The organism is Pseudomonas sp. BB438 (genome assembly GCF_057180225.1).
Genome location: NZ_CM170001.1, coordinates 3,924,581 through 3,946,615, shown reverse-complemented (window position 1 = coordinate 3,946,615; position 22,035 = coordinate 3,924,581). Strand labels below are relative to the sequence as shown.

The 22,035-nt window shown below is 66.8% G+C and carries 22 protein-coding genes; 10 read left to right on the top strand and 12 right to left on the bottom strand.

From position 1 onward, the window contains the following. Window positions 1-35 precede the first annotated feature (35 nt). Genes AC1ZV1_RS18010 through AC1ZV1_RS18000 form a run of 3 tightly spaced genes read right to left on the bottom strand, consistent with a single transcriptional unit; the run spans window position 36 to window position 1,374 of the window. Entirely contained in the window at window positions 36-359 is a 324-nt protein-coding gene (locus AC1ZV1_RS18010; protein WP_484292919.1) for a hypothetical protein, read from the bottom strand. 35 nt (window positions 360-394) lie between these two features. Next, window positions 395-790 (bottom strand): hypothetical protein, encoded by a 396-nt coding sequence (locus AC1ZV1_RS18005; protein WP_259755447.1) that lies wholly within the window; start codon window positions 788-790, stop codon window positions 395-397. After that, window positions 787-1,374 (bottom strand): hypothetical protein, encoded by a 588-nt coding sequence (locus tag AC1ZV1_RS18000; RefSeq protein WP_484292918.1) that lies wholly within the window; start codon window positions 1,372-1,374, stop codon window positions 787-789. Before AC1ZV1_RS18000 ends, AC1ZV1_RS18005 begins: the two co-directional genes overlap by 4 nt. Window positions 1,375-1,781: 407 nt before the next feature. Between AC1ZV1_RS18000 and AC1ZV1_RS17995 the strand changes: the two genes are divergently transcribed. The 3 genes from AC1ZV1_RS17995 to AC1ZV1_RS17985 all read left to right on the top strand — a co-directional run bounded on the left by AC1ZV1_RS17995 (window position 1,782) and on the right by AC1ZV1_RS17985 (window position 4,073). Beyond that, complete coding sequence (locus tag AC1ZV1_RS17995; protein ID WP_484292917.1) at window positions 1,782-2,804, top strand: GlxA family transcriptional regulator; 1,023 nt, start codon at window positions 1,782-1,784, stop codon at window positions 2,802-2,804. A 119-nt stretch (window positions 2,805-2,923) separates the two neighbouring features. Further along, window positions 2,924-3,847 (top strand): 2-hydroxyacid dehydrogenase, encoded by a 924-nt coding sequence (locus AC1ZV1_RS17990; protein ID WP_484292916.1) that lies wholly within the window; start codon window positions 2,924-2,926, stop codon window positions 3,845-3,847. 100 nt (window positions 3,848-3,947) lie between these two features. Then, window positions 3,948-4,073, top strand: a complete 126-nt coding sequence (locus tag AC1ZV1_RS17985; RefSeq protein ID WP_280954503.1) for a hypothetical protein — start codon at window positions 3,948-3,950, stop codon at window positions 4,071-4,073. 3 nt (window positions 4,074-4,076) lie between these two features. Here the strand turns inward: AC1ZV1_RS17985 and AC1ZV1_RS17980 are convergent, their stop codons facing one another. Continuing rightward, window positions 4,077-4,919 (bottom strand): LysR family transcriptional regulator, encoded by an 843-nt coding sequence (locus AC1ZV1_RS17980; protein ID WP_484292915.1) that lies wholly within the window; start codon window positions 4,917-4,919, stop codon window positions 4,077-4,079. 116 nt (window positions 4,920-5,035) lie between these two features. Here AC1ZV1_RS17980 and AC1ZV1_RS17975 point away from each other — a divergent pair, with 116 nt between their 5' ends. Beyond that, complete coding sequence (locus AC1ZV1_RS17975; RefSeq protein ID WP_484292914.1) at window positions 5,036-5,527, top strand: DinB family protein; 492 nt, start codon at window positions 5,036-5,038, stop codon at window positions 5,525-5,527. A gap of 4 nt (window positions 5,528-5,531) precedes the next feature. Here the strand turns inward: AC1ZV1_RS17975 and AC1ZV1_RS17970 are convergent, their stop codons facing one another. From AC1ZV1_RS17970 to AC1ZV1_RS17960, 3 genes are read right to left on the bottom strand one after another with little or no spacing between them, the layout of a single operon-like run. Further along, window positions 5,532-6,311: an ABC transporter ATP-binding protein gene (locus AC1ZV1_RS17970; RefSeq protein ID WP_484292913.1), complete on the bottom strand. Its 780-nt coding sequence runs from the start codon at window positions 6,309-6,311 to the stop codon at window positions 5,532-5,534. Next, window positions 6,308-7,372, bottom strand: coding sequence for a FecCD family ABC transporter permease (locus tag AC1ZV1_RS17965; protein WP_484292912.1), 1,065 nt, complete (start codon window positions 7,370-7,372; stop codon window positions 6,308-6,310). The genes AC1ZV1_RS17970 and AC1ZV1_RS17965 overlap by 4 nt, the downstream gene beginning before the upstream one ends. Continuing rightward, complete coding sequence (locus tag AC1ZV1_RS17960) at window positions 7,369-8,514, bottom strand: ABC transporter substrate-binding protein (RefSeq protein WP_484292911.1); 1,146 nt, start codon at window positions 8,512-8,514, stop codon at window positions 7,369-7,371. The genes AC1ZV1_RS17965 and AC1ZV1_RS17960 overlap by 4 nt, the downstream gene beginning before the upstream one ends. A 188-nt stretch (window positions 8,515-8,702) precedes the next feature. Here AC1ZV1_RS17960 and AC1ZV1_RS17955 point away from each other — a divergent pair, with 188 nt between their 5' ends. Then, entirely contained in the window at window positions 8,703-9,425 is a 723-nt protein-coding gene (locus AC1ZV1_RS17955; RefSeq protein WP_484292910.1) for a response regulator, read from the top strand. Further along, entirely contained in the window at window positions 9,425-10,801 is a 1,377-nt protein-coding gene (locus AC1ZV1_RS17950) for an ATP-binding protein (RefSeq protein ID WP_484292909.1), read from the top strand. The genes AC1ZV1_RS17955 and AC1ZV1_RS17950 overlap by 1 nt, the downstream gene beginning before the upstream one ends. A gap of 169 nt (window positions 10,802-10,970) precedes the next feature. Here AC1ZV1_RS17950 and AC1ZV1_RS17945 read toward each other — a convergent pair whose 3' ends face one another. Further along, a complete protein-coding gene (locus AC1ZV1_RS17945; RefSeq protein WP_484292908.1) occupies window positions 10,971-13,241 on the bottom strand; it encodes a TonB-dependent receptor in 2,271 nt (756 codons plus the stop codon). Between the two features lie 192 nt (window positions 13,242-13,433). Further along, the gene (locus tag AC1ZV1_RS17940; RefSeq protein WP_484292907.1) at window positions 13,434-14,648 is read right to left on the bottom strand and encodes an MFS transporter; all 1,215 of its coding nucleotides are present in this window, start codon (window positions 14,646-14,648) and stop codon (window positions 13,434-13,436) included. A 202-nt stretch (window positions 14,649-14,850) separates the two neighbouring features. Between AC1ZV1_RS17940 and AC1ZV1_RS17935 the strand changes: the two genes are divergently transcribed. The 3 genes from AC1ZV1_RS17935 (at window position 14,851) to AC1ZV1_RS17925 (ending at window position 18,063) form a co-directional block, all read left to right on the top strand. Next, window positions 14,851-15,546: an alpha/beta fold hydrolase gene (locus AC1ZV1_RS17935; RefSeq protein ID WP_484292906.1), complete on the top strand. Its 696-nt coding sequence runs from the start codon at window positions 14,851-14,853 to the stop codon at window positions 15,544-15,546. Between the two features lie 58 nt (window positions 15,547-15,604). Continuing rightward, complete coding sequence (locus AC1ZV1_RS17930; RefSeq protein ID WP_484292905.1) at window positions 15,605-15,997, top strand: GFA family protein; 393 nt, start codon at window positions 15,605-15,607, stop codon at window positions 15,995-15,997. 128 nt (window positions 15,998-16,125) lie between these two features. Next, the gene (locus AC1ZV1_RS17925; protein WP_484292904.1) at window positions 16,126-18,063 is read left to right on the top strand and encodes a tyrosine-protein phosphatase; all 1,938 of its coding nucleotides are present in this window, start codon (window positions 16,126-16,128) and stop codon (window positions 18,061-18,063) included. A gap of 78 nt (window positions 18,064-18,141) precedes the next feature. On the opposite strand, the gene AC1ZV1_RS17920 is transcribed toward AC1ZV1_RS17925, so the two are convergent. Together AC1ZV1_RS17920 and AC1ZV1_RS17915 are read right to left on the bottom strand one after the other, a co-directional pair. Next, the gene (locus AC1ZV1_RS17920; protein ID WP_484292903.1) at window positions 18,142-19,143 is read right to left on the bottom strand and encodes an AraC family transcriptional regulator; all 1,002 of its coding nucleotides are present in this window, start codon (window positions 19,141-19,143) and stop codon (window positions 18,142-18,144) included. Window positions 19,144-19,302: 159 nt separating this feature from the next. After that, window positions 19,303-19,788 (bottom strand): GFA family protein, encoded by a 486-nt coding sequence (locus AC1ZV1_RS17915; RefSeq protein ID WP_484292902.1) that lies wholly within the window; start codon window positions 19,786-19,788, stop codon window positions 19,303-19,305. Window positions 19,789-19,932: 144 nt separating this feature from the next. Between AC1ZV1_RS17915 and AC1ZV1_RS17910 the strand changes: the two genes are divergently transcribed. After that, on the top strand, window positions 19,933-20,835 hold the full coding sequence (locus AC1ZV1_RS17910; RefSeq protein ID WP_484292901.1) for a LysR family transcriptional regulator: 903 nt from the start codon (window positions 19,933-19,935) through the stop codon (window positions 20,833-20,835). 3 nt (window positions 20,836-20,838) lie between these two features. Here AC1ZV1_RS17910 and AC1ZV1_RS17905 read toward each other — a convergent pair whose 3' ends face one another. Further along, window positions 20,839-22,020 carry an iron-containing alcohol dehydrogenase gene (locus AC1ZV1_RS17905; protein WP_484292900.1) on the bottom strand — a complete coding sequence of 394 codons (1,182 nt, stop codon included), beginning with the start codon at window positions 22,018-22,020 and terminating at the stop codon, window positions 20,839-20,841. Between the last annotated feature and the right edge of the window lie 15 nt (window positions 22,021-22,035).

Below are 22,035 nucleotides of genomic sequence, written 5' to 3'. Positions count from 1 at the left end.
TTCGGTCAGCATCGTCGATGCCGACCGTCGCGGGATCATTGCACGGCGTTGGGCATCGTCCCGTTCTGCAGGACCCAGTCCCCGACCGCCGAACAGGAATAGGTGTTGGAGTAGTTGTAGTAGCGCTGCAGGGGCGCGCCGTTCTCGTAGGTGGCGCACTGATAGACCGACGTGCCCTTCTGCAGGATCAGGAAGTGGATCTGGGTGATCCGGCCCGGTGCTACGTAGGCCGCCTTGACCTCATAGCCGCTGCGTAGCAGCTCCGTCACCTTGACCTCTTCCGCAGAGGCCGGGGAACCGATGGCCAGGAGGCCGAGCAGAGTGAGCGTCGCTTGCGCCAGATAATTCGTCCTTGGCATGGGTTCGTCTCGTCCTTGTTGAGGAAAAAAGGGGGTCAGGCTTCCGGCCGCAGCGGTATGCCGCCGCAATTGCCGCGGGTCAGCAGGTAGTCCACTTGCCGGGCGCGGTTGATCGCCACGCGGATCTCGCAACTGGCCGAGTGGACCACGTCGCCCCAGTACTCGGTGTGCACCAGCTGGCCATTCTGCGGGCCGGTGTAGGTGCCCAGCGCTTCCCGCGAGGTGTACGAGGTGTCGCGGCGATAGATCAGCACGACCCAGTCGTTCTCCGGTGCCAGGGCTATATCGCTGGGCGCGCCGAAGTGGTCGATGGCATCGCCTGCCGGGCGGCCCTTCCAGTAGCTGCGGGCCTGCGCTTCGGGCAGGGTGGGAATGGCGGAGCAGCCGCCGAGCAGGATGGCGATCATCCCCAGCGCGAAGAGTCCTTTCATTGCACGCCCTCCTTGGCGGGTACGTTCTTGACGGGCATCTGCTCGAAGCCCTTGTCGACCATCTGCAGGATCAGGTCCTTGGCGTGCTCGCGGTTGCGCAGCTGGAACAGGCCGGGAGCGGCGGATACCAGTTGCGTCATGGGCATCTTGCCCAGCGGGTACATCTTCTGCTCGACGTGTGCATCCGGCTTGCAGAGGAAGTCGCGACTCTGGGCGATCCACGCCTCAGGCTTCTTCTTCCATTCCTTGGAAACCTTCTTCGGACGGATGTCGTTGTAGAACTTGTCGTAGTTCTGCGCGCCGTTGAGGCGCACGCGGTTCTTCGCGCAGTCGACCTCGACGTCATAGGCGGTAAAGGTCGGCTTGGCGCCTTCCTCGTAGAACTGATAGACGCCCAGCGAGCGCACGCCGTTCTTGCGGTCGTAGATGTTGGCGGCGTCGCCATCGATGATGAAGATTTCGTTCTTGTAGAGGCTGCCTTGCTGGTGAATCAGCCAGAAATCGCCAGAGGGACCTTCCGCTTGCGCGGCGAGAGGGCTGCAAAGCAGCAGGGCAGGCAGCCAGGGCCTGAGGGGCTTGAACATACCGGACATTCCTTTGCCGTTGGTATCGCCAGGGCACAGCGCACCCCGGCGAAGGAAGGGTAGGAATCTAGAGGTGCAGGTTTTGATGGTCAACCTGCGTGTAGGAATTCTGTGACAGACGGCAGTGAAGTTTCTGCGTTGATACAGCGCGAAGTGCTGAAGGCCTGGGGCGATGCCGGGCTGCGCGCGGAGCGATTCATTTCGTTGATGGCGGGGCACTGATCGACAGTCTTTCGGCAGGTACCGGCGATAAACCGCTGCATGAGCAGTGTGTCGCTGTGGGTGCCTGAAGCCGCCAACTGTCCCGCACGAGGGCCGCGGCCTTTGTATAATTCCGGTCGACAACAGGCGGTTCGTGCATGCTTCCGGATGGCGCCGCCAACAAGAAGATGCAGAGGTCGACAGCGGTGGAAAGAAGACAGTTCAGTGAGTCCATGCAGGGGCAGAACCTGCGGTTCGTCGGGGATCGCAAGGCCGATCCGCAGCGGCCGCGCAAAGTCGGTTTCGTGCTGCTGGAGAACTTCTCGCTGCCGGCCTTCACCCAGGCGCTGGATACCCTGGTGACCGCCAACCTGATCCAGGAGGGCGCCTTCTCCACGCGCACCTTCAGCCTCGACGGCGAGTCGGTCACCAGCGACCTCGGGCTGGTGATCTGCCCGGCGTCCGCGCTGGAAAGCCGGTACCTGGACATGGATCTGCTGGTGGTCTGCGGCGGCCTGCGCACGCCCCTCAAGGACCTGCCTGGCCTGAACCGCCTGCTTCAGCAGGCCGACGAGCGCGGCATCGCCCTGGCCGGGCTGTGGAATGGCGCGTGGTTCCTCGGCCGGGCCGGTTTGCTGGATGGCTACCAGTGCGCGGTGCACCCGGAGAACCGCGCCTCACTGGCGGAGGTCGCGCGCAACAGCGTGGTCACCGCCGAGAGCTACATCGTCGACCGTAATCGCCTCACCGCTGGCAGCCCCACCGGCGCGTTCAACCTGGTGCTGGAGTGGATCCATGACCTTTACGGCCGCGAGCTGGTGGAGGGTATCGTCGACATCCTCGCCTTCGAGGAATCGCGCTATCGCCGTACCCGCCCGGCGCTGCACGAGAAGATGACCCAGCCGCTGCGCGACGTGCTCAACCTGATGAGCGCGAACATCGAGGAGCCGTTGAGCCCGGACCAGCTGTCCGAGTGCGTCGGCCGCTCCAAGCGGCAGCTGGAGCGCCTGTTCCAGGAGCAACTGGGCACCTCGCCGGTGCGCTATTACCTGGAACTGCGCATCACCGAGAGCCGGCGTCTGCTGCAGCATTCCGATTTGTCCCTGGTGGAAGTCGCGCTGGCCTGTGGCTTTGTCTCGCCCAGTCATTTCAGCAAGTGCTACACGTCGTTCTTCGGCCATTCGCCCTCCAGGGAAGTGCGCTTCGGCTGCGTGCGCTCCACCAGGTAGCGAGGCCCGCAAGCGGTGCGTCGGTCTGCGGGCACGCAGTGCCTTGCTGGCGGTGTTCCTCGCCGTGGCCGGCTGGTTAACTGCCCGGACGTGCGAACAACAAGAGCGAGGAACAGGACGTGATCTTTCTTTACAACGCCGAACCCGAACACGCCGAAAAATGGCGAGCTCTGCTGGCCGACCAGGTACCTGACCTGGCGTTCGTCGCAGGCCTCGAGGCGGCCGATCCGGCGCGTGTCACCTACCTGCTGACCTGGAAGGCGGTCGACGATATCGAGCGCTACACCAGCCTGCGCGTGCTGTTCGCGGCGGGCGCCGGGGTGGATCAGTTCGATCTGTCGAAGATCCCCGAGTCGGTGGCGCTGGTGCGCATGGTCGATGAGTCCCTGGCCGACATCATGGCCGAGTTCGTGGTGATGTCGGCGCTGGCGCTGCACCGCGAGATGCCTGCCTACCGCGTGCAGCAGGCCGCGCAGGTGTGGGAGCCACTGAGTATCCTGCCGGCGGCGACCAGCCGTGTCGGTGTGATGGGCCTCGGCCAGCTGGGCCAGGCGTGCCTCGCGCAACTGCGCCACCTGAAATTCCAGCTGCTCGGCTGGAACCGCTCCGAGCGGCAGATCGACGGGGTAGCGACCTATACCGGCCCCGAACAACTGGCGAGTTTCCTGTCCCAGTGCGACATCCTGGTCAACCTGCTGCCGCTGACCGACAGCACCCGCGGCATCCTCGACCGCGAAACGTTGGCGCAGTTGCCCAGGGGAGCGGGACTGATCAACGTTGGCAGGGGCGAGCACGTGGTGGAGGCCGATCTGGTTGCCGCGCTGGATGCGGGGCAGGTCGGCGCGGCGATCCTCGATGTGTTCCACGAAGAGCCGCTGCCGGCGGATCATCCGCTGTGGTCGCACCCGCACGTCTGGGTCACGCCGCACATCGCCAGCACCATGCAGGTGGAAGGCGGCGCAGCGGCGGTGGCGAAGAACATCCTGCGCGACCTGGCCGGCGACGAGCTACTGCACACGGTGAACCGCCAGGCGGGCTACTGAGGCGTTTCGCTTATCACTGAAATAGCCGGCGCAAGCTGTTTCTCGGGAACGGCACTTTCGATACTGGCGGCTCCCAACCGCCACCCAGGACGTGCCGTTCATGGACCACGAACCGATCGAAGCCCGCGACTTCGCCTTCATCCACCTTGCCGCTGTCATGCTCTGCGGCTCGCTGATCGTCGCGCTGGCCTTGTTCCTCGCGCGCCTGGGCGTGCTCCTGCATTGAGCCTCAGTGGGCGATGGCCTCACTGAGCGTGTTGATCAGCGCGCGGGTCTGGGTGTCGCGATGGGCGCTATAGAGCACCACATCGCGGGGCGGTAGCTCCGGGAGAGCGAAACGCTCGCGCACGTCCCTGCAGCCCGCCGGCGCCATGCGCTCGACCATGGCGCCGATCCCGATCCCCGCCGACACCGCCGCACCGATGGCAAGAATCCCCGAGCCGACGAAGGCTTCGCTCCAACTGCGGTTCTGCGCCTGCAACGCGCTGGTAACCATGCTGCGCATGCCGCAGGGCGCCGGCTGGATCGCCAGTGGCAGGGGCGCTGCGTCGTCCAGTTCGAAAGCCTCGGCGGCCATCCAGCCGAAGCGTTCGCTGCCGATCACCTCGCCATCCTGGCGACGGTTGTCGTGGCGCAGGATCAGCGCGACATCCAGCGCACCTTCCTCGTAGCGTTCCAGCATCTGCCGCGACGTACCCAGGCTGAAGGCGACGATCACCTCCGGATCGGCCTGCGTCAGTCGTCGCAGCCAATGGCTCAGGTCCGCGCCGAGGATGTGGTGGCTCACACCGATGCGCAGGGTGCGGCGGGGCGTGTCGAAGCAGCGTAGCGTCTCGTCGTAGCTGGCCAGCAGGCGGCGGGCGTTGGCGAGGAATACCGCGCCGTGGGCGGACAGGGTGACTCGCCGTGGCGTGCGTTCCAGCAGCGAGCGGCCGAGGGATTCCTCCAGGCGCTTGATCTTCAGGCTGATGGCCGCCTGGGTGGTGCCGGTGACCTCGGCGGCGCGGGTGAAGCTTTTCAGGTCGGCGACCAGCAGGAAGGCGCGGATGGCTTCTATATCGGGGGTTTTCATGGCGGCGAATCGTCCTTGGGGCTGGCAACAGTCTGGCAGTTGGACTGGCGCAACCCAAGCCCCGGATGCGCTAGAGTGCCGCCTTCGCCTTCAACGGCCGCTGACGAGGAGTTGCGATGCTGAGCCAGGCCTTCGCCTACAAATGCTGGTCGGACCGCCGTGTGCTGGATGCCATCGCCCGGATCGACGCAATACGCTTCCCCGAGGAGCATGCCTTCGCGCTCCAGCAACTCAACCACATGGCCATCGTCGAGGACCTCTTCCGCGCGCGCCTGAACGGCGAGGCGGACCCGCACCCGGCCACCAATACCGTGGCGGTGCCCGGTTATGACGAACTGCGCGAGCGCCTGCTGACCTCTGGCCAGTGGTACGTCGACCAGCTTGCCGTGCTGACCCCGGCGCGTGCCCGGGAGATCATCCATTTCCGCTTCACCGACGGCCGCAGCGGCAGCCTGACCCGCGAGGAGATGTTCTTCCACATCCTCAACCACGCCACCTACCACCGTGGCTCCATCGCCCGCGCGCTGGACCAGGCCGGCGTGGCGCACCCGGCCGATACCTACACGGTGTTCGTGCATGCCACCCAGCCCGAGCGCCGCGAGGGCTGAGGGGTCAGCAGGCCACTTCGTCGATGATGATCTGCAGCGTCTGCCGCGAGCAGCGCTCGACCCGCGCCTGCACGCCGTACACCTCGTCGAACAGTTGCGGCGTGAGGATGCTTTCGGCGTCGCCGGCGGCCACCAGCCGGCCCTGGTGCAGCACCGCCAGTTGATCGGCGTAGCGCGCGGCGAGGCCGATGTCATGGAGCACGGCAATGGCGATCAGGCCGTGGCGGCGCACTTCCTCCTGTACGCACTGCATGACCCGCAGCTGGTAGTTCAGGTCCAGCGCGCTGGTGGGCTCGTCCAGCAGCAGCACCTGCGGGCGTTGCGCCAGTAGCTGGGCCAGGCTGACCATCTGCCGCTGGCCGCCGGAGAGGCGGTCCAGGCGCTGGTCGCGCAGGTGCAGGATGCCGACCCGGCGCAGCGCTTCGAGGGCCGCGGCCAGCGGATCGGCGCGGCGCAGTTCGGTGTCGAAGGGGTTGACCCGCAGGCTGGCGAGCAGTGCGTCCAGGACACTGAGGGCGATGCCGCCGGGCAGGTTCTGCGGCATGTAGGCGATACGCCGGCTGCGCTCGCCTACCGAGAGCGCGGCGAGCGACTGGCCGTCGAGGCTCAGGTCGCCGCGTACGCGCTCAAGGCCCGCCAGGCCGCGCAGCAGGGTGGACTTGCCCGCACCGTTGGGGCCGATCAGGGCGGTGAGGGTGCCGCGTTCGAGTTCCGGCAGCGTCACGTCATGGACCACGGCGTGGCGGCGGTAGGCGACCGTCAGGTTCTGCGCGAACAGGCTCATGCGTTGCGTCCTCCCCGGCAGATCAGGGCGACGAACACCGGTACGCCGACCAGCGCGGTGACGATGCCCACGGGCACGATCAGCCCCGGCATCAGCAGCTTGCTGGCCACCGACGACAGCGACAGCAGCAGCGCGCCGACCAGGGCGCTGGCCGGCAGGTAGAAGCGCTGGTCCTCGCCGATCAGCATCCGCGCGATGTGCGGGCCGACCAGACCGATGAAGCCGATGGTCCCGACAAAGGCCACCGCGCACGCCGACAGCAGGCAGATACGCAGCAGGGCAAAGCGGCGCAGGCGGCGCACATCCACACCCAGGCTACGGGCGCGGTCCTCGCCCATGCGCAGCACGGTCAGTCTCGATGCGGCGGCCTGGGAGAAGGGCAGGCAGAGCGCGAGCACCAGGGCCAGCGCGCCAGCCTTGTGCCAGTCGGCGCGGGCGAGGCTGCCGAGGGTCCAGAACACCAGTTGCTGCAGCACGTCCTCGCTGGCCATCATCTGCAGCAGCGCCACCGCCGCGTTACAGCTGAACACCAGGGCGATACCGAACAGCACCAGGCTTTCCACACCGCCGCCGCGCAGGCGCGAGAGCCCTTGCAGCAATACCAGCGACAGGCAGGCGAAGACGAAGGCCGCCAGCGACACCGCCGCGTTGGCCGACAGCCAGGCATTGCCCAGGTGGAAGAAGATCGCCAGCGAGGCACCCAGCGCGGCGGACGACGACACGCCGAGGGTAAAGGGGCTGGCCAGCGGGTTGTCGAGGATGGTCTGCATCTCCGCACCGGCCAGGGCCAGTGCGCCGCCCACCAGTAGCGCCATCACCGCGTAGGGCAGGCGCACGTTCCAGATGATCACTCGCTGGCTGGGCTCCAGTTCACCCGGGTGCAGCAGGCCGTGGAACAGCGCGCCAGGCGTCAGTCCGGACGGCCCGCTGAGCAGGTCCCAGGCCATCGAACCCAGCAGCAGGGCGAGCAGGACCACCAGCACCGCCCCACGGCGGCGCAGTTGCAGCCGGCGCTCGTGGCGCGCCTGCTGCAGGTCGGTAGCGTCTGTGGCGACGTTCATTCAGGCTTGCCGGCGTCGATCCAGTAGGTGCCGTCCAGGCCGATGCGCAGGAAGTCCTGGTTGATCTGCGCCTGGGTCTGCGCCGGGTCGAGACCTTCGAAGCGTTCCGGGTGGACCCAGCGGGCCATGGCCTCGATGGCGAGGATGTTGAACGGCGAGTTGTAGAAGTCGTGCCAGAGGCCGTGGGCCTTGCCGTTGCGGATGGCGTCGAGGGTGGCGAACTCGGGGCGCTGGAGGACGTTCTGCAAGCTCTCGCGGGCCTGCTGCTGGCTGACGCCGGCGCCGAGGATCAGCCCAGGATGACGGTTGCCGGTGGCGATGTAGATATCCGGTTTGGCCGACAGCGCGTACTCCACGCTGATATCGCCCAGCGCACCAGGCACCACACCCGCGGCGATGTTACGGCCGCCGACCGCGTCGATGACGCTGCCCAGGCCACTCTTGCCGGTGGTGTGGCCCGGTGCCTGCCAGACGCCGGCCAGCAGTTCGAGGAATACGCTCGGCTTGTGCGCGTCATCCAGGCCGGCCACGCCCTCGCGGATGTGCTGCAGGTGGGCGTCGTAGAACTTCAGGTACTGCTCTGCCTCGGCCTGGCGACCGAGCGCCGCGCCCAGTGCGGTAAGGCTGGTGCGCACGCCCTCGATGGGGTGGACGCGGAAGTCGACGAACACCACCGGCACGCCGGCGGCGGCGAGGATGTCGGCGATCGGGCTGTGCTGGGTCGGGCCTTCGCCGGCGATGCTGAACACCGCGAGGTCCGGCTTCAGGGCGAGGATCTGCTCGGCACTGACGCTCTGCTCGGAGGCCTGGCCGATCAGCGGGATCTGCTTCACCTGGGGGAAGCGCTGGGCATAGACATCGAAGGTGTGCGGGTCGAGCAGGCGTACGTCGTTCTGCCAGCCGACCACGCGCTGGAAGGGGTTGTCACGGTCGAGCAGGGCCAGGGCGAAGAACAGCCGGCCTTCACCCAGCACCACGCGCTGCGCGTTGCCGCTGACCTCGACCTTGCGCCCGAGCACGTCGGTGACGGTGAGCGCCTGGGCGGGCAGGGCGAGGCCGAACCAGCCGAGGCATAGCAGGGCGAGGGTGGCAAGGGTGTGGGGCAGACGGGAGCGGGAAGCGCGGGACGACAGGAAGGGCATGCGGAACGACCTGGGCATGAAGTAGAATTAATCGCATTTGCAATCCACTCTACCGCTGCTGTCGCGGGCGAGCCGGGCGGCTTTGTATTGGCGGCGCGCGAAATCCCGCGCCACAACATTCCATTACATTTGCGCCGTGCAGCCCCCGTCGATAGCCGGAACCCTAGCGACCCGCCGCGAGTTTCCCGATGTCCAGGCCAGACCACATCCTCGTCGTCGACGACGACCCCGAGATCCGCCAGCTGTTGGCCGACTACCTCAAGGGCATGGGCTACCAGGTGTCCACCGCCGCCGATGGCCGCGAGATGCAGCGCCAGCTGGAAGTACAGCCGGTGGACCTGGTCGTGCTCGACCTGATGCTGCCCGGCGAGGACGGCCTGACCCTGTGCCGCGACCTGCGCGCGCGCAGCGACGTACCGGTGATCATGCTCACCGCGCGGGGCACGCTGATCGACCGCATCATCGGCCTGGAGATGGGCGCCGACGACTACCTGCCCAAACCTTTCGACCCGCGCGAGCTGCTGGCGCGGATCAAGGTGGTGCTGCGCCGGGTGCAGAGCTTCCCCCAGCGCGCCCAGGTGGATGAGGCGGCAACCTTGCGCTTCGCCGGCTGGGAACTGGACACCCGCGCGCGCCACCTGCGCTCACCGGCTGGCCTGAGCATCGCCCTGGCCGGTTCCGATTTCCGCCTGTTGCGCCTGCTGTTGCAGCACCCCAATCGGCCGCTGGGTCGCGACTTTCTGCTGCGCCAGGTGTTCGACAAGGAGCGCCTGCCGTTCGACCGCGCCATCGACGTCTGCGTCAGTCGTCTGCGCCAGCACCTGGAAGACGATCCGAAGTCGCCCAGGCTGATCCGCACCGTGCGCAACCAGGGCTACATGCTGACCGCCGAAGACGTGGTCAGCGCCTGATGCGCCTGTGGCCGCGCACGCTGTTCGGGCGGTTGGTGGTGATCCTGGTGGGCGGGATGATCGCCGCCCAGGTGCTCACCGGCAGCATCTGGTACGACGTGCGCCACACCCAGGCACTGGAGATTCCGCTGCGTCTCGCGGCCGCGCGCTTGACCGACCTGCAGCACCTGCACCAGCAACAGCCACAGGATTTCATGCAGGCGCTGAGCGCGCTCGATCGACCGGGATTCGAGGCGCGTCTGGTCGATTCGGCGGACGAGCCCGACGGCGCCTTCGATCCGGCGGCCGAGCGCCTGCTGCGCCGCGCGGTGCATGACCAGGGCGGTGATGCTCAGGGCCTGCGCCTGTTGCGCGTGGAGTTGCGTGATGGCGCCGGCGAGCGCAGCGGGCTGACCGGCCTGTTCACCGGCAATGGCGCCAAGGCGCACCTGCTGCTGGAGGCCCCCCTGGGGGCCGGGGCCTGGCTGCGTATCGCGATGGTCGAAGGGCAGGGCTGGAGCAGCCAGTCGACCCTCGACGTGGCGCTGGATTATCTGCTGCGCCTGTACCTGCTGCGCATCCTCGTCGTCGTGCTGATCGCGCTGCTCGCGGTACGCCTGGCCATCGGCCCGCTGGACAAGCTGGCCCGCGCCGCCGAAAGCCTGGGCAAGGACATCCAGCGCCCGCCGCTGACCGAGGAGGGCCCGCTGGAAGTGCGTCGCGCCGCCCGTGCCTTCAACGCCATGCAGCAACGGCTGATCCACAACCTTGGCGAGCGCATGCGTTTTCTTGCGGCCGTGTCCCATGACCTGCGTTCGCCCATCACCCGCCTGCGCCTGCGCACCGAAATGCTCGACGACGAAACTGCGCGGCAGAAGATGCGCAAGGACCTCGACGACATGGAAGGCATGGTGACTGCGACCCTGGATTTCATCAGCGGCAGCGATCTCGACGAGGCGCGTCAGAACCTCGATGTGAACGCATTGCTGCAGAGCCTGCAGGCGGATTTCGAAGAGCAGGGGGAGCGGGTATCGCTGTCCGGTCGCGCGTTGCAACCGCTGGCCGGTTATCCGCTGAGCCTGCAGCGGGCGCTGCTCAACCTGTTGGAGAACGCCATCCGGTATGCCGGTGGTGCTGATATCGAGGTCGAGGACAGCGAGCAGGCCCTGTGCATCCGCGTGCTGGATCGCGGACCGGGCATTCCAGCGAAACAACTGGAGCGGGTGACCGAGCCGTTCTACCGCCTGGAGCAGTCGCGCAATCGCTCCACGGGCGGCTATGGGCTGGGGTTGAGCATCGCCCAGACCATCGCAGCGGCGCACCACGGGCGGCTGGAACTGCGCAACCGCGAGGGCGGTGGACTGGAAGCGACGTTGATCTTCGATCGCGGCACCTGAACGCCAGCCCCTTTGTAGATGCACGCTCGCACCTGCAAATGAAGATCGGCGCGGGAAGTGGGTCGCGAACCTGCCCATCGGGTTTCCGGGGAGGGAGTCCTGATGACGGACAGGTTCGCGGTTGAGAGGGCTTGCCGGCCGGCACGGCATTGCCCGTGCCGGCCTTCGCTCAGAACGAGTAGTCCGCGCTCAGCACCACGCCACGGCTGGCGCCGGGCACGCCGTAGCCACGGCCGTTGTATTGGCTCCAGTAGTGCTTGTCGAACAGGTTGTTGACGTTCAGGCGCAGCTGCACGTCCTGGGTCGCCTGCCAGCTGAGCATGGCGTCATGCACCACGTAGCCGGGCACGGTGGTCTGGCCGGCGCGGGTCATGGTCGAGCCCAGGCCCGGGTAGATCTTCACGTCGTCCACGTAGCGCACGCCGTAGCTCAGGGCCAGGTTGTCCGGCAACTGCCAGGTGCTCCACAGGCTCAGGGCGTTCTGCGGGGTGTTGGCCAGTTGCACGCCCTTGTCCGAACCGTTGTAGGGCTTCACCAGCTTGCTGTTCTGGTGCACGTAGGCGGCGTATACCGACCAGTTGCGGGTGATGTTGCCGCTGGCGGACAGCTCGATGCCGCGCACGCGTTCCTCGCCGCCGGTGTAGGCCGACAGCTCTTCATCGTCGATATAGGTCAGCTGGCGCTTGGTCTCGAACACGTCACCGTTGAGCGCCAGCTGGCCGTCGAGCAGTTCCCATTTGGTGCCCACTTCATAGGTCTTGCCGCGGTCGCCCTTGGTCGAGGCGATGCTGCCGGTCTGTGCCACGGCGAGGACGCCGGAGGGCTGCCTGGCGTTGGCGTAGCTGACGTAGAGGCTGCCGTTCTCCACCGGCTTGTAGGTCAGCGCGGTGTGCACGCTGGTGAGCTTCTCGTTCTGCGAGGAGCTGCCCTTGTCGACCCAGGCGGCGCTCGGGCTGGCGCGGGTTTCGCTGTCCAGCACGCGGGTATCGAAGTGATCCTGGCGCGCGGCCAGGTGCAGCTGCCAGTGCTCGTCGAATTTCAGGGTGTCGAGCAGGTAGAAGGCCTTGTCGATCTGCTCCACCGACTGCTTGGCCGAGGTGTAGGTGTCCAGCGCGTAGGGATACTTCGACCAGTCGTTGCTGACCACCGGCAGGTTGCCCATGACGGTGCGGCTGGCGGCGGTCAGGGCGCCAGTCTTCGAGTCGAGCGTCTGCTTGCTCAGGTCGAAGCCGCCGACCAGGGTGTGGCCGATGCCGAAGGTGTCGACACGCCAGGTCAGGCTGGTCTGGTTGCTGTAGGTGTCGTTGGTCTGCTCGCGCAGCGGCGTGTTGATGTTGCGCCGGTAGATGCCCTTGCCGGCCTGGATGCCGGGCGCGCCGGCGTTCGGGTCGCCGCCGGGGGTGGTGACGAAGAAGTCGTGATCCAGGTGGAACCAGGTGAAGCGGCTGTCCAGGCTCAGGGCGTCGTTGAAGTCGTGGGCGAACTTCAGGTTCACGCGGTGCGATTCGTTGTTCTCGTAGTCGAGGTTGCGCCAGCCCCAGTAGCTGCTCCAGCTGGCGCCGCCGGCGCGGTGCGGCGCGCTGCCGTTGCTGCCGTTGACCGTGGGAATGCCGTAGTCGGGCGTAGCGTTGTCGTGCAGGTATTCGTAGGCCAGGGTGACGCGGGTGTCGGTGCCCAGGCCCAGTGCCAGGGACGGAGCGAAGCCGTAGCGCTCGTCGCCGACCCAGTCGCGGCCGTCGGTGCCGGTGTTGGCGCCCATCACGTTGACGCGGAAGGCCGCACCGTCGCCGAGGCCGTCGATGCGGTGGTTCACGTCCAGCGTGCCGCGCGTGAAGTTGGCGGTACCAACGCCGCCGCTGAGCAGGTTGAAGTCGTCCAGCTGTGGCGTCTTGGTCACCAGGTTGACCGCGCCGCCAACGGCGCCGACGCCCCAGGCCGCGGTGCTGGAGCCCTTGAAGACTTCGACGCCCTCGGTGTTGAAGAAGTCGTCGCGCGAGTACTTGGCCGGGTCGCGCACGCCATCGCGGTAGATGTTGCCGTCCGCGTTGAAGCCCCGGATGGTCAGGCTGTCGCCCACGCCACCGCCGCCTTCGCCGGAGTTGAAGGTGATCCCCGGCACGTTGCGCAGGGCGTCCTTCAGGCTCTGGGCGTTCTGCTCCTTGAGCAGCGTCTCGGAGAGCACGGTGACGCTCTGCGGGGTATCGCGCAGTGGTTCGGTGTTCTTCGCCGAGCTGGCGCGGTCGACCTTGTAGGGCGACTCCTGGGTGGCCTGTACGGTGCTGTCGGGTAGCGCCAGGGCCTCCTGGTCATCGACGGCTGGTGGGGTATCGGCCCAGGCCGACAGCGGGATCGCCATGAAGGTGGCGAGGCCGACGACGGGGGCGAGGGTAAGGGATGCCTCGGAACGGGTGATGGGTGTGAGGTTCAAGCGGGACGACATGGACGGAAATCTCTCCGGCAAATGCGAGTTATTTGCATTGCGGAAAGGCTAACAGCGATGGCCTTGGGCCCAGGCGGTGCAAATGTATCGCCGTCGACGCGCAGGTCGCTTTACAACAATCCATTACATTTGCCCGGGCACGAACGGCCGGACGAGAGGTCCGCCGCCGGCAAAGGCCGGCGGCAGGGAGGGTCACGCTTTTTTCTTCGTGGACGGCAGCAGGATGGTCAGGCAGCCCAGCAGTGGCAGGTAGGAGCACAGCGTGTAGACGTACTCGATGCCGTGGATGTCGGCCAGGTGGCCGAGGAAGGCGGCGCCGATGCCGCCGAAGCCGAACATCAGGCCGAAGAACACACCGGCGATCATGCCGACGTTACCCGGCACCAGTTCCTGGGCGTAGACCACGATGGCGGAGAATGCAGAGGCGAGGATGAAGCCGATCACCAGACTGAGGATGCTGGTCCAGAACAGGTCGACATAGGGCAGCGCCAGGGTGAAGGGCGTGACGCCGAGGATGGAGAACCAGATCACCGCCTTGCGGCCGATGCGGTCGCCCACCGGGCCGCCGAAGAAGGTGCCGGCCGCCACCGCGCCGAGGAAGCCGAACAGGTAGAGCTGCGAGCTGGCCACCGAGAGGTCGAACTTCTCGATCAGGTAGAAGGTGTAGTAGCTGGTGAAGCTGGCCATGTAGAAGTACTTGGAGAACACCAGCAGCGCGAGCACCACCAGCGAGGCGGTGACACGGCCCTTGGACAGCCCGTGGGTGGCCACGCCGCCGGCTTTCAGCTTGAACAGGTTCAGGTGGTGGCTGTACCAGCGGCTCAGGCCCCAGAGCACGCCGACGAGGAACACCGCGAACAGGCCGAAGTACGCCACGTTGCCCTGGCCATACGGAATGATGATGGCTGCAGCCAATAGCGGGCCGAAGGCGCTGCCGGCGTTGCCGCCGACCTGGAAGGTCGACTGCGCCAGGCCGTAGCGTCCGCCGGAGGCCAGGCGTGCGATCCGCGAGGTTTCCGGGTGGAAGGTCGAGGAGCCGATACCCACCAGCGCCGAGGCCAGCAGGATCGCATGGAAGCTGCCGACGAAGGCCAGCATGAGAATGCCGATCAGCGTGCAGACACTGCCCAGCGGCGCCAGCCAGGGCTTGGGATGACGGTCGGTGTGGTAGCCGACCCAGGGCTGCAGCAGCGAGGCGGTCAACTGGAAGGTCAGGGTGATCAGGCCGACCTGGGTGAAACTCAGGCCGTAGTTGGCCTTGAGCACCGGGTAGATCGACGGCAGCACGGCCTGGATCAGGTCGTTGGTCAGGTGGGCGAGGGCGCAGGCGCCGATCACGCGCATGACCAGCGGGCTGGCCTGGCTGGCCACGGAGGGCGTGGCCAGGGGGGAAGCAGTGGTAGACATGGGACTCCGGGGCAGCAAGGTGTGGCGCAGGCAGGGCGCGCCGGGTTTTTCGATTGTGGGCGGCCTATGCTAGGCGTGCGCTCCGTGGCTGTCTCACGCGATCCGGACGACGAATATCGCGAAACGGCCAAATCGGTTCGCCGCGCGCCGGATCGGCTATGCTCGCAGCCCCGCTTGAGTTCCGTCCCGCAAGGTCTGCTGCATGTCGTCGCCCATCGCTTTCCGTGTTCCCTTCGAGGGGCGTGAGCTTCACGCCGATACCCTGAGCGGCGACTCGCCGCTGCATCTGTTCGGCATCCACGGTGGTGGCGCCAGCAATCGATCGGTGTGGAGCGGCCTGCGCCAATCGTTGTGGGAGCGTGGCGTTGGTTCGACTGCGCTGGATTGCATCGGGCATGGGCTGACCGGTGGTGTCTTTGCCGACTCCTCGCTTGAGCGGCGCAGTCACCAGGCGCAGTCGGTGATCGAGCATGTCGGGATTCGTCCCACGGCGCTGGCCGGTATCAGCATGGGCGCCTACAACGCGCTTCGCCTCAGCGAGGCAATGGCGGTGCAGGCGCTGATCCTCATCGTGCCCGGCATCTATACCCCCGAGGCTAACGCGGTGCGCTTCGGTCCGGAGTTCTCGACGATCATCCGCCGGCCTCGCAGCTGGATCGACAGTGACGCCTGGGACATCCTCGCGCGCTTTCGTGGCCGGTTGCTGGTGATTGCCGGCGAGCGGGACAACGTGATTCCCCTGGAGATCCCCGAGCGCCTCTACGCAGCTGCCAGCCAGGCCCGTCATCGCGAGTTGCTGGTAGTACCGGATGCAGGTCACAGTGGGTTGCTGCCGGTGTTGCTGGACAACCCGGCGTGGCGTGCGTCGCTGCTGGCGTGCGTTGGTCTGGAGCGCTGAGCCACGGCAGATGAGCTGCTAGGGTGTCAGGGTCACCTGACAGACGAGGAGTTTCGGTATGCAAACAGTCACTGGCGGCTGCCTGTGCGGTGAGCTGCGGATCGAGGCCATCGGCCAGCCTTATCGAGTCGGCATCTGCCATTGCCTGGACTGCCGCAAGCACCATGGTGCGCTGTTCCACTCGTCGGCGATCTTCCCTGAGCGCGCCGTGCGCATCGAGGGCGACACCCGCGAGTACGCCGGACGCTGCTTCTGCCCACGTTGCGGCTCCTCGGTGTTCGGCCGCAGCGGCGACGAAATCGAGGTGAGCCTCGGCGCGCTGGACGAGCCAGACCGCTTCCAGCCTACCTACGAGCTCTGGACATGCCGCCGTGAAGCCTGGCTGCCGGCCTTCCCGATGCGCCATCGCTACGAGCGCGACCGTGAGACATCGACGCGCCGCGAAGACTAACGCCACGGACAGAAAACGCAGTCCACGGACAGATCGCGCGCCCATTTGCTCCGGGCGCGGAACTGTCACATTCAGGTCCCGCCCGCCACCGATAGTAGCCCCGCCAACACGCTCAAAGAGGCTACATCGTGTTTCATCGTGCTCTGCTTTCCGCTTCCACCGTCGGCCTGTCCCTGCTCAGTCTGTCCATCGCCTGCGCCAACGCGGCCGAAACCTACACCCTGGACACGCCGCACCTGATCGGCATCGACAACTTCCGTGACATCGCCGGCACCACCACCGCCTACACCACGTCCAACGACGGGGTGATGCGTTCTGGGGTGTTCTACCGCTCCAATGCGCTGACGCCCAAGGGTAGCGACCTGGCGGTCCTGAACAGCCTGGGCATCAGCGACGTGTTCGACCTGCGCACCCCGAGCGAAATCGCCGGTACGCCGGACACCCTGCCGGCTGGCGCGACCTACCAGAACATCGACATCATCGGCAGCACCACCTCCGGCGCCAACGTCACCAACATCTCCTTCACCAGCGCCGCCCAGGCCATCCAGATGATGGAGGATACCAACCGCGCCTTCGTCAGCGACGCCGGCATGCGCGGCCAGTTCGCCACGCTGTTCAACGAGCTCGCCGCGGCCGATGGCGCCGCGCTGTTCCATTGCACCGCCGGCAAGGACCGCACCGGCTGGACCGCTGCCGTGCTGCTGAGCATCGCCGGCGTGGACAGCGCCACCATCATGGAAAACTACCTGGCTACCAACGACTACACCGCCGCCCGCGTCAAGGCGACGCTGGCGATGATGCCGGCCAGCATGGCGGCCATCTACGAGCCGCTGCTGGGCGTACAGGCCAGCTATCTGCAAGCCGGTCTCGACCAGGTCACCGCCGAATACGGCAGCATGGACAACTACCTGAAGGAAGGCCTTGGCCTGTCCCAGGAAACCATCTACGTGCTGCGCGGCAAGATGGTCTACTACAGCTCCCTGCCGGGCGTCGCAGGCCTTTCCGGCAACTCTGCCGCCGGCGCGCAACTGTTGACCCAGTTGCAGAACAGCAGCCTCTCTGGCGCCTACACCGCGTACAACTACTACCTGCAGTCGGCCATCGATGCCGGCACCCTCGGTGGCGTCGAGGCCACCGTCGGCGGCCAGGTGCATGCCGACGCGGCCAGCTACCTGTTGCGCCAGGATGCGCTGATCGACCACGCCGCCGCGCCCTATGCCAGCGGCGTCGACCTGAAAACCGGGCAGACCCGCCTGTGGAGCACCGCGCTGGCGGGCTACCAGGGCAACTCCGCCACCTCCAGTGCCGAGAGCAGCAACGAGCACACCCAGGGTCTGATGATCGGCGTGACCCAGCGCTTCTCCGAGCAACTCAGCGGCAATGCCGGCTTCGGCTACAGCAAGGGTAGCGTCGGCGGCGCCGGTGGCGACGTGGACACCGACCTGACCTTCGTCCGTGGCGGCGCGCGCCTTGCCCTCGATGGTTTGGAACAGGGCCTGTTCGTCGACGCCGACCTCAGCTACGGCTGGCTCGACTACGACAGCAAGCGCGACATCGGCGGCGGTCTGGGCAAAGCCAAGGGCGACACCAGCGGCAGCCTGAGCGGCGGCAGCATCGCGCTGGGTTATCGCACGGCGGTTTCCACCGTCACCCTGGAGCCGAGCATCGGCCTGCGTTATAGCCACCTGGACCTCGATGGCTTCCAGGAGAAGGGCAGCGAACTGGCGCTGGACGTCGACGACATCCGCGAGAACCGCCGCAGCGCCTACGCCAACCTCAAGGCCTCGTTCGCCCCGGTGGCGCTGGGCAGCGGCTGGCAGATGGTGCCGGGCCTGGAAGTCGGTTACGACCACGCACTGGGCGACTACAAGGTCGACAGCGAAGGCCACCTGCTGGGGCTGGACGTGTCCCAGCGTGCCGCCTTCGACAACCGCGACCAGTTCAGCGGCGCGTTCAGCCTGACCGCCAGCCAGGGCGACTTCAGCGTCGGCGCAGAAGTCGGTGCGCTGGGCGGCAGTGGCAGCCACGGCGCCAGCGGCAGCCTGAAGGCCAGCTACCAGTTCTGATTGGATCGGCCATGAGAAAACGGCCCGTCGCGGATTACGCGGCGGGCCGTTTTGCTTGCTGCGCGGGCAACCGAGCGATCAGGCGTCGACCGGCAGGCCCCGGCGCAGGTCCGCCGGGCTCATGCCGAACGCATTCTGGAAGTACTGGCAGAAGCGCCCGACATTGCTGAATCCCAGGGCCAGGGAAATCTCGCTGACCGACTGCGGGCCGTCCTGCTTCAGGGTCTCGTAGGCGCGCTGCAGGCGCACCTCGCGCTGGTAGGTGACGATGGAGCTGCCGACGAAGCGGCGGAAGCCCTCTTGCAGGGCCCGCAGGCTGACGTTGGTCAATTCGGCCAGGTCGCTGCCGCTGATCACGGCGTCGGGCTGTACCTGGATGGCGTGCTGGATGTAGTCCATGGCCAACTTCACGTGACGTGGCGCGATCTGCGGGGCGGGGCGCCTGAGGGCGTCGCTGTAGTTGTGCGGCCAGATGTCCAGCACGGCATCCACCAGCATCTCCTGCAGGCGCGCCGGCATCAGCGCGCTGGAGTTGATCAGCAGGTCGAACTCGTTGCCGGTGGCCATCGCGACAATCGCCTTGATGCCCTGGAAGGCCTCGTTGCCCAGGTCTACGCGCGGCTGGAAGCGCACCTTGTGGCTGATCGGCCGGCCCAGCAGTGTCGCCAGTCGCCGGGCAAACAGCGAGCGGCGCACGGACAGGCCGTGGTGCGCGTGGCCGTCGATGAAGCCGACCGAGCGCACCTGGGCCTTCTCCATCGCCAGGCCGATGCTGGGCATGCCCACGCTGTCGCTGGACTGGTTGAAGACGATGCGTCCGGCGCTGGGAAAGATGAAGGTGATCTCGTCGTCCAGGTCCGGCATCTCGGCCAGCAGGTCGCCGCGAAAGTTCAGGCGGCGGAAGCTCACGCCCTCGTATCGGCCATAGACCCCACCGATGGCGACCGGCCGCTCCGGCCGCGGCAGACCCGCGTAGAGGTTGCCGAACATTCGCGTGTAGAGCTCGCCGAAGTCGTCGGCGGTCATGTTCTCGGAGCGGATCAGGAACTGCTTGCGGGTGGGGCTGGTGTCTGCCGTCATGGTCCGTCTTCTGGCTGAGCCGTGGGCGAAAGGTCGGCAAGCACAGTAGTCGGCACGGATTACAACTGCATGTCGCTCGGCGTATTGCATGCCGTGTGCAGGTAAAGCCCTGCCCCCGCAGCTCCTGCCCGCAGCGTGCCGTGTCAGGGGGGGCGCTGCTCACTGCTCCACGCCCAGTCGCTGGTGCCACTGGGCAATGGATTCTTGCGGATAGTCGTCGAACTGCAGGTCGTGGGGCTCGGCCTGTACCTCGACCCAGCCGGCCTTGGAGCGCAGCAGCAGGTGCGTGTGCTCGGGCGGTACCGGCAAGGGCGTATCGATGGCCGAGGCGAAGGGATGGATCAGCTCCGGCCAGCGTGAATCGTAGAGCCACAGCCCGCTGCCGCACTGGCTGCAGAAATGCCGTTCGGCACCGCTGGTGCGGGTGCGCTGGCCTTCCTCGCGGAGCTTCGCGTGGTAGATGCTGATGTGCTTGCGCCCACGGACCCTGAGGCTGGCGGCCTCTCCGCCGAGGTTGATCGCGTAGCCACCGCCACCCTGGGTCTTGCGGCAGATCGAGCAGTAGCAGCGCTGGTAGGGGTAGGGATGGGCACTGTGCAGGCTGAAATGGACGGCGCCGCAGTGGCAGGAACCTTCGAGCAGCATGGCGTCTCTCCTTGCTGGTTGGCCGTGAGGGGTACCTGGGCAGGGACTCGCGGGCGCGCTGGGGATTCCATCGGATCGTCCCCGCGGGACTGGCTCCGCCCCGTGCAGTAGACTAGCCGCCTTGCCCGGCGCCGGACTTTGCCCATGCTCAGGAACTTCACCGACCTCGATCTGCGTCTGCTGCGCATCTTCGCCTCCGTGGTGAAGTGCGGCGGCTTCACCGCGGCGCAGGCCGAGCTGAACATGAGCCAGTCGAACATCAGCATGCACATCGGCAGCCTGGAAAAGCGCCTGGGCTATCGCCTGTGCGAGCGCGGCAAGGGTGGCTTCCGCCTCACGGCGAAGGGGCAGCGGATTCTCGACGCGTCCCAGGCGATGTTCGACGCCATCGGCCTGTTCCGCGACCAGGCCCAGGCGCTGTCTGGCCGGTTGGTCGGCGAGCTGTACCTGGGGCTGGCGGACAACGTCACGACACTGCCGCAGGCGCGCTTCGACGAGACGCTGGCTGCCTTCCACGGCCGCGAGCAGGACGTGCAACTGAACCTCTACGTGAACTCACCCACCGAGCTGGAGCTGGCGGTGATCGACGGCCAGCTGGACCTGGCGATTTCCTATTTCAGCCGCACGCGGCCGACGCTGGATTACCTGCCGCTGTACACCGAGGAGATCGGCGTGTTCTGCGGCGAGCGCCACCCGCTGTTCACGGCACGCAAGCCGACGCTGAAGCAGATCGCCGAGTACAACTGGGTGCGCCATGGCTTCCTGCCGGCGGACCAGGAACTGCCGTTCCGTCCCGAACGCAGCAGCGCCACCGCGCATCACATGGAGGCGGTGGCGCATTCGGTGCTGGCCGGCACGCACCTGGGCTACCTGCCGACCCACTACGCGAACATCTGGGTCGAGCGCGGGCGGATGAAGCCTTTGCTACCGGAGACGCTCTGCTACGAGGTGACGCACAGCATGATCACCTACGCCGGGCGACCTCGCAGCGAGGCCGCCCGTGCGTTCATCGAAGACCTGCTGAGCGTGCACGGCCTCGGCGCCTGAGGGTCAGGCGAGCGTACCGTTGACCGCGTTGAGGTAGATGCGCGAGTAGTCTTCGGCTTGCAGTGGAAGGGCATTGGTCTCGGAAGAGGAAGTATCCGCCACGGCCTGCTCGCCGACCCATTGCGCGTCTTCGCCGTTCAGGCCCAGTTCCCTGAGCGTATGGGGAATGCCCACGGACGAGCGCAGCTCCAGCACCCAGCCGAGCAGGCCGTCGAAGCTCGCTTCCGGCAGCTCCAGGTAACGCGCCAGGCGCGTGGCATCCGCTTCGATGGCGGAACGGTTGGCCACCAGCAGATACGGCAGCAGCACCGCGTTGAGCAGACCATGGTGCTTGTGGTGCTTCGCGCCCAGCGGGTGGGCCAGCGCGTGGACGCCGCCGAGACCTTTCTGGAAGGCCACGGCAGCGCTGGCCGAGGCCACCAGCATGCCTTCGCGAGCGGCCAGGTCGGTGCCGTTGTGCACGGCGCGCTGCAGGTGCTCCTTCACCAGGCGCACGCCTTCGAGGGCGACGCCGGCCGACATCGGGTGATAGAGCGGCGAGAACAGCGATTCCAGGTGGTGGGTCAGGGCGTCCATGCCGGTGGCGGCGGTGAGGGACTTCGGCAGGCCGACGGTCAGTACCGGGTCGAGGATCACCGAGCGAGCCAGCAGCTCGCGGTGGCCTACGACGATCTTGATGCCGCGCGCGCTGTCGGTCAGTACGGCCTCGCGGCCCAGTTCGGAACCGGTGCCGGCGGTGGTGGGAATGGCAATCAGCGGCGGCAGGTCGAGGGCCGGGTGATCACCGAGGGTCGGGTAGTGCTCGATCAGTTGCGACCATTCGAAATGGTGCAGGCCATCGGCGTCGCGGCTGAGCAGGGCAATGCCCTTGGCCGCATCCAGCGCGCTGCCCCCGCCCAGGGCGATCAGCGAATCGTGGCAGCCTTCGGCCAGGGCCAGGGCGCCGGCAGTGACTTCCTCCAGCGCGGGGTTGCTGGAGAAACCATGGAACAGCGCGTAGTCGATGCCGGCGGCTTCCAGGCGGCGCCGCACTTCGTGCAGCGGCGGCAGTTCGAGCATACCGGGGTCGGTGACCAGCAGCGGCTTGCGCATTCCGGCGAGACGGCAGCGCTCGGCCAGTTGGTCGAGGGCGCCGACGCCGCAGAGGATTTCCGTGGGGTAGTTCCAGTAGTTCAGGGTGGACATGGGAAGCTCCGGATT

Coding starts and splice junctions, on each gene's coding strand:
- AC1ZV1_RS17955 (WP_484292910.1), top strand. CDS start 8,703: ATGTCCAGGCCAGACCACATCCTCGTCGTCGACGACGACCCCGAGATC.
- AC1ZV1_RS17970 (WP_484292913.1), bottom strand. CDS start 6,311: ATGAGCCTGTTCGCGCAGAACCTGACGGTCGCCTACCGCCGCCACGCC.
- AC1ZV1_RS17965 (WP_484292912.1), bottom strand. CDS start 7,372: ATGAACGTCGCCACAGACGCTACCGACCTGCAGCAGGCGCGCCACGAG.
- AC1ZV1_RS17975 (WP_484292914.1), top strand. CDS start 5,036: ATGCTGAGCCAGGCCTTCGCCTACAAATGCTGGTCGGACCGCCGTGTG.
- AC1ZV1_RS17980 (WP_484292915.1), bottom strand. CDS start 4,919: ATGAAAACCCCCGATATAGAAGCCATCCGCGCCTTCCTGCTGGTCGCC.
- AC1ZV1_RS17950 (WP_484292909.1), top strand. CDS start 9,425: ATGCGCCTGTGGCCGCGCACGCTGTTCGGGCGGTTGGTGGTGATCCTG.
- AC1ZV1_RS17940 (WP_484292907.1), bottom strand. CDS start 14,648: ATGTCTACCACTGCTTCCCCCCTGGCCACGCCCTCCGTGGCCAGCCAG.
- AC1ZV1_RS18005 (WP_259755447.1), bottom strand. CDS start 790: ATGAAAGGACTCTTCGCGCTGGGGATGATCGCCATCCTGCTCGGCGGC.
- AC1ZV1_RS17945 (WP_484292908.1), bottom strand. CDS start 13,241: ATGTCGTCCCGCTTGAACCTCACACCCATCACCCGTTCCGAGGCATCC.
- AC1ZV1_RS18010 (WP_484292919.1), bottom strand. CDS start 359: ATGCCAAGGACGAATTATCTGGCGCAAGCGACGCTCACTCTGCTCGGC.
- AC1ZV1_RS17985 (WP_280954503.1), top strand. CDS start 3,948: ATGGACCACGAACCGATCGAAGCCCGCGACTTCGCCTTCATCCACCTT.
- AC1ZV1_RS17920 (WP_484292903.1), bottom strand. CDS start 19,143: ATGACGGCAGACACCAGCCCCACCCGCAAGCAGTTCCTGATCCGCTCC.
- AC1ZV1_RS17960 (WP_484292911.1), bottom strand. CDS start 8,514: ATGCCCTTCCTGTCGTCCCGCGCTTCCCGCTCCCGTCTGCCCCACACC.
- AC1ZV1_RS18000 (WP_484292918.1), bottom strand. CDS start 1,374: ATGTTCAAGCCCCTCAGGCCCTGGCTGCCTGCCCTGCTGCTTTGCAGC.
- AC1ZV1_RS17910 (WP_484292901.1), top strand. CDS start 19,933: ATGCTCAGGAACTTCACCGACCTCGATCTGCGTCTGCTGCGCATCTTC.
- AC1ZV1_RS17935 (WP_484292906.1), top strand. CDS start 14,851: ATGTCGTCGCCCATCGCTTTCCGTGTTCCCTTCGAGGGGCGTGAGCTT.
- AC1ZV1_RS17930 (WP_484292905.1), top strand. CDS start 15,605: ATGCAAACAGTCACTGGCGGCTGCCTGTGCGGTGAGCTGCGGATCGAG.
- AC1ZV1_RS17905 (WP_484292900.1), bottom strand. CDS start 22,020: ATGTCCACCCTGAACTACTGGAACTACCCCACGGAAATCCTCTGCGGC.
- AC1ZV1_RS17915 (WP_484292902.1), bottom strand. CDS start 19,788: ATGCTGCTCGAAGGTTCCTGCCACTGCGGCGCCGTCCATTTCAGCCTG.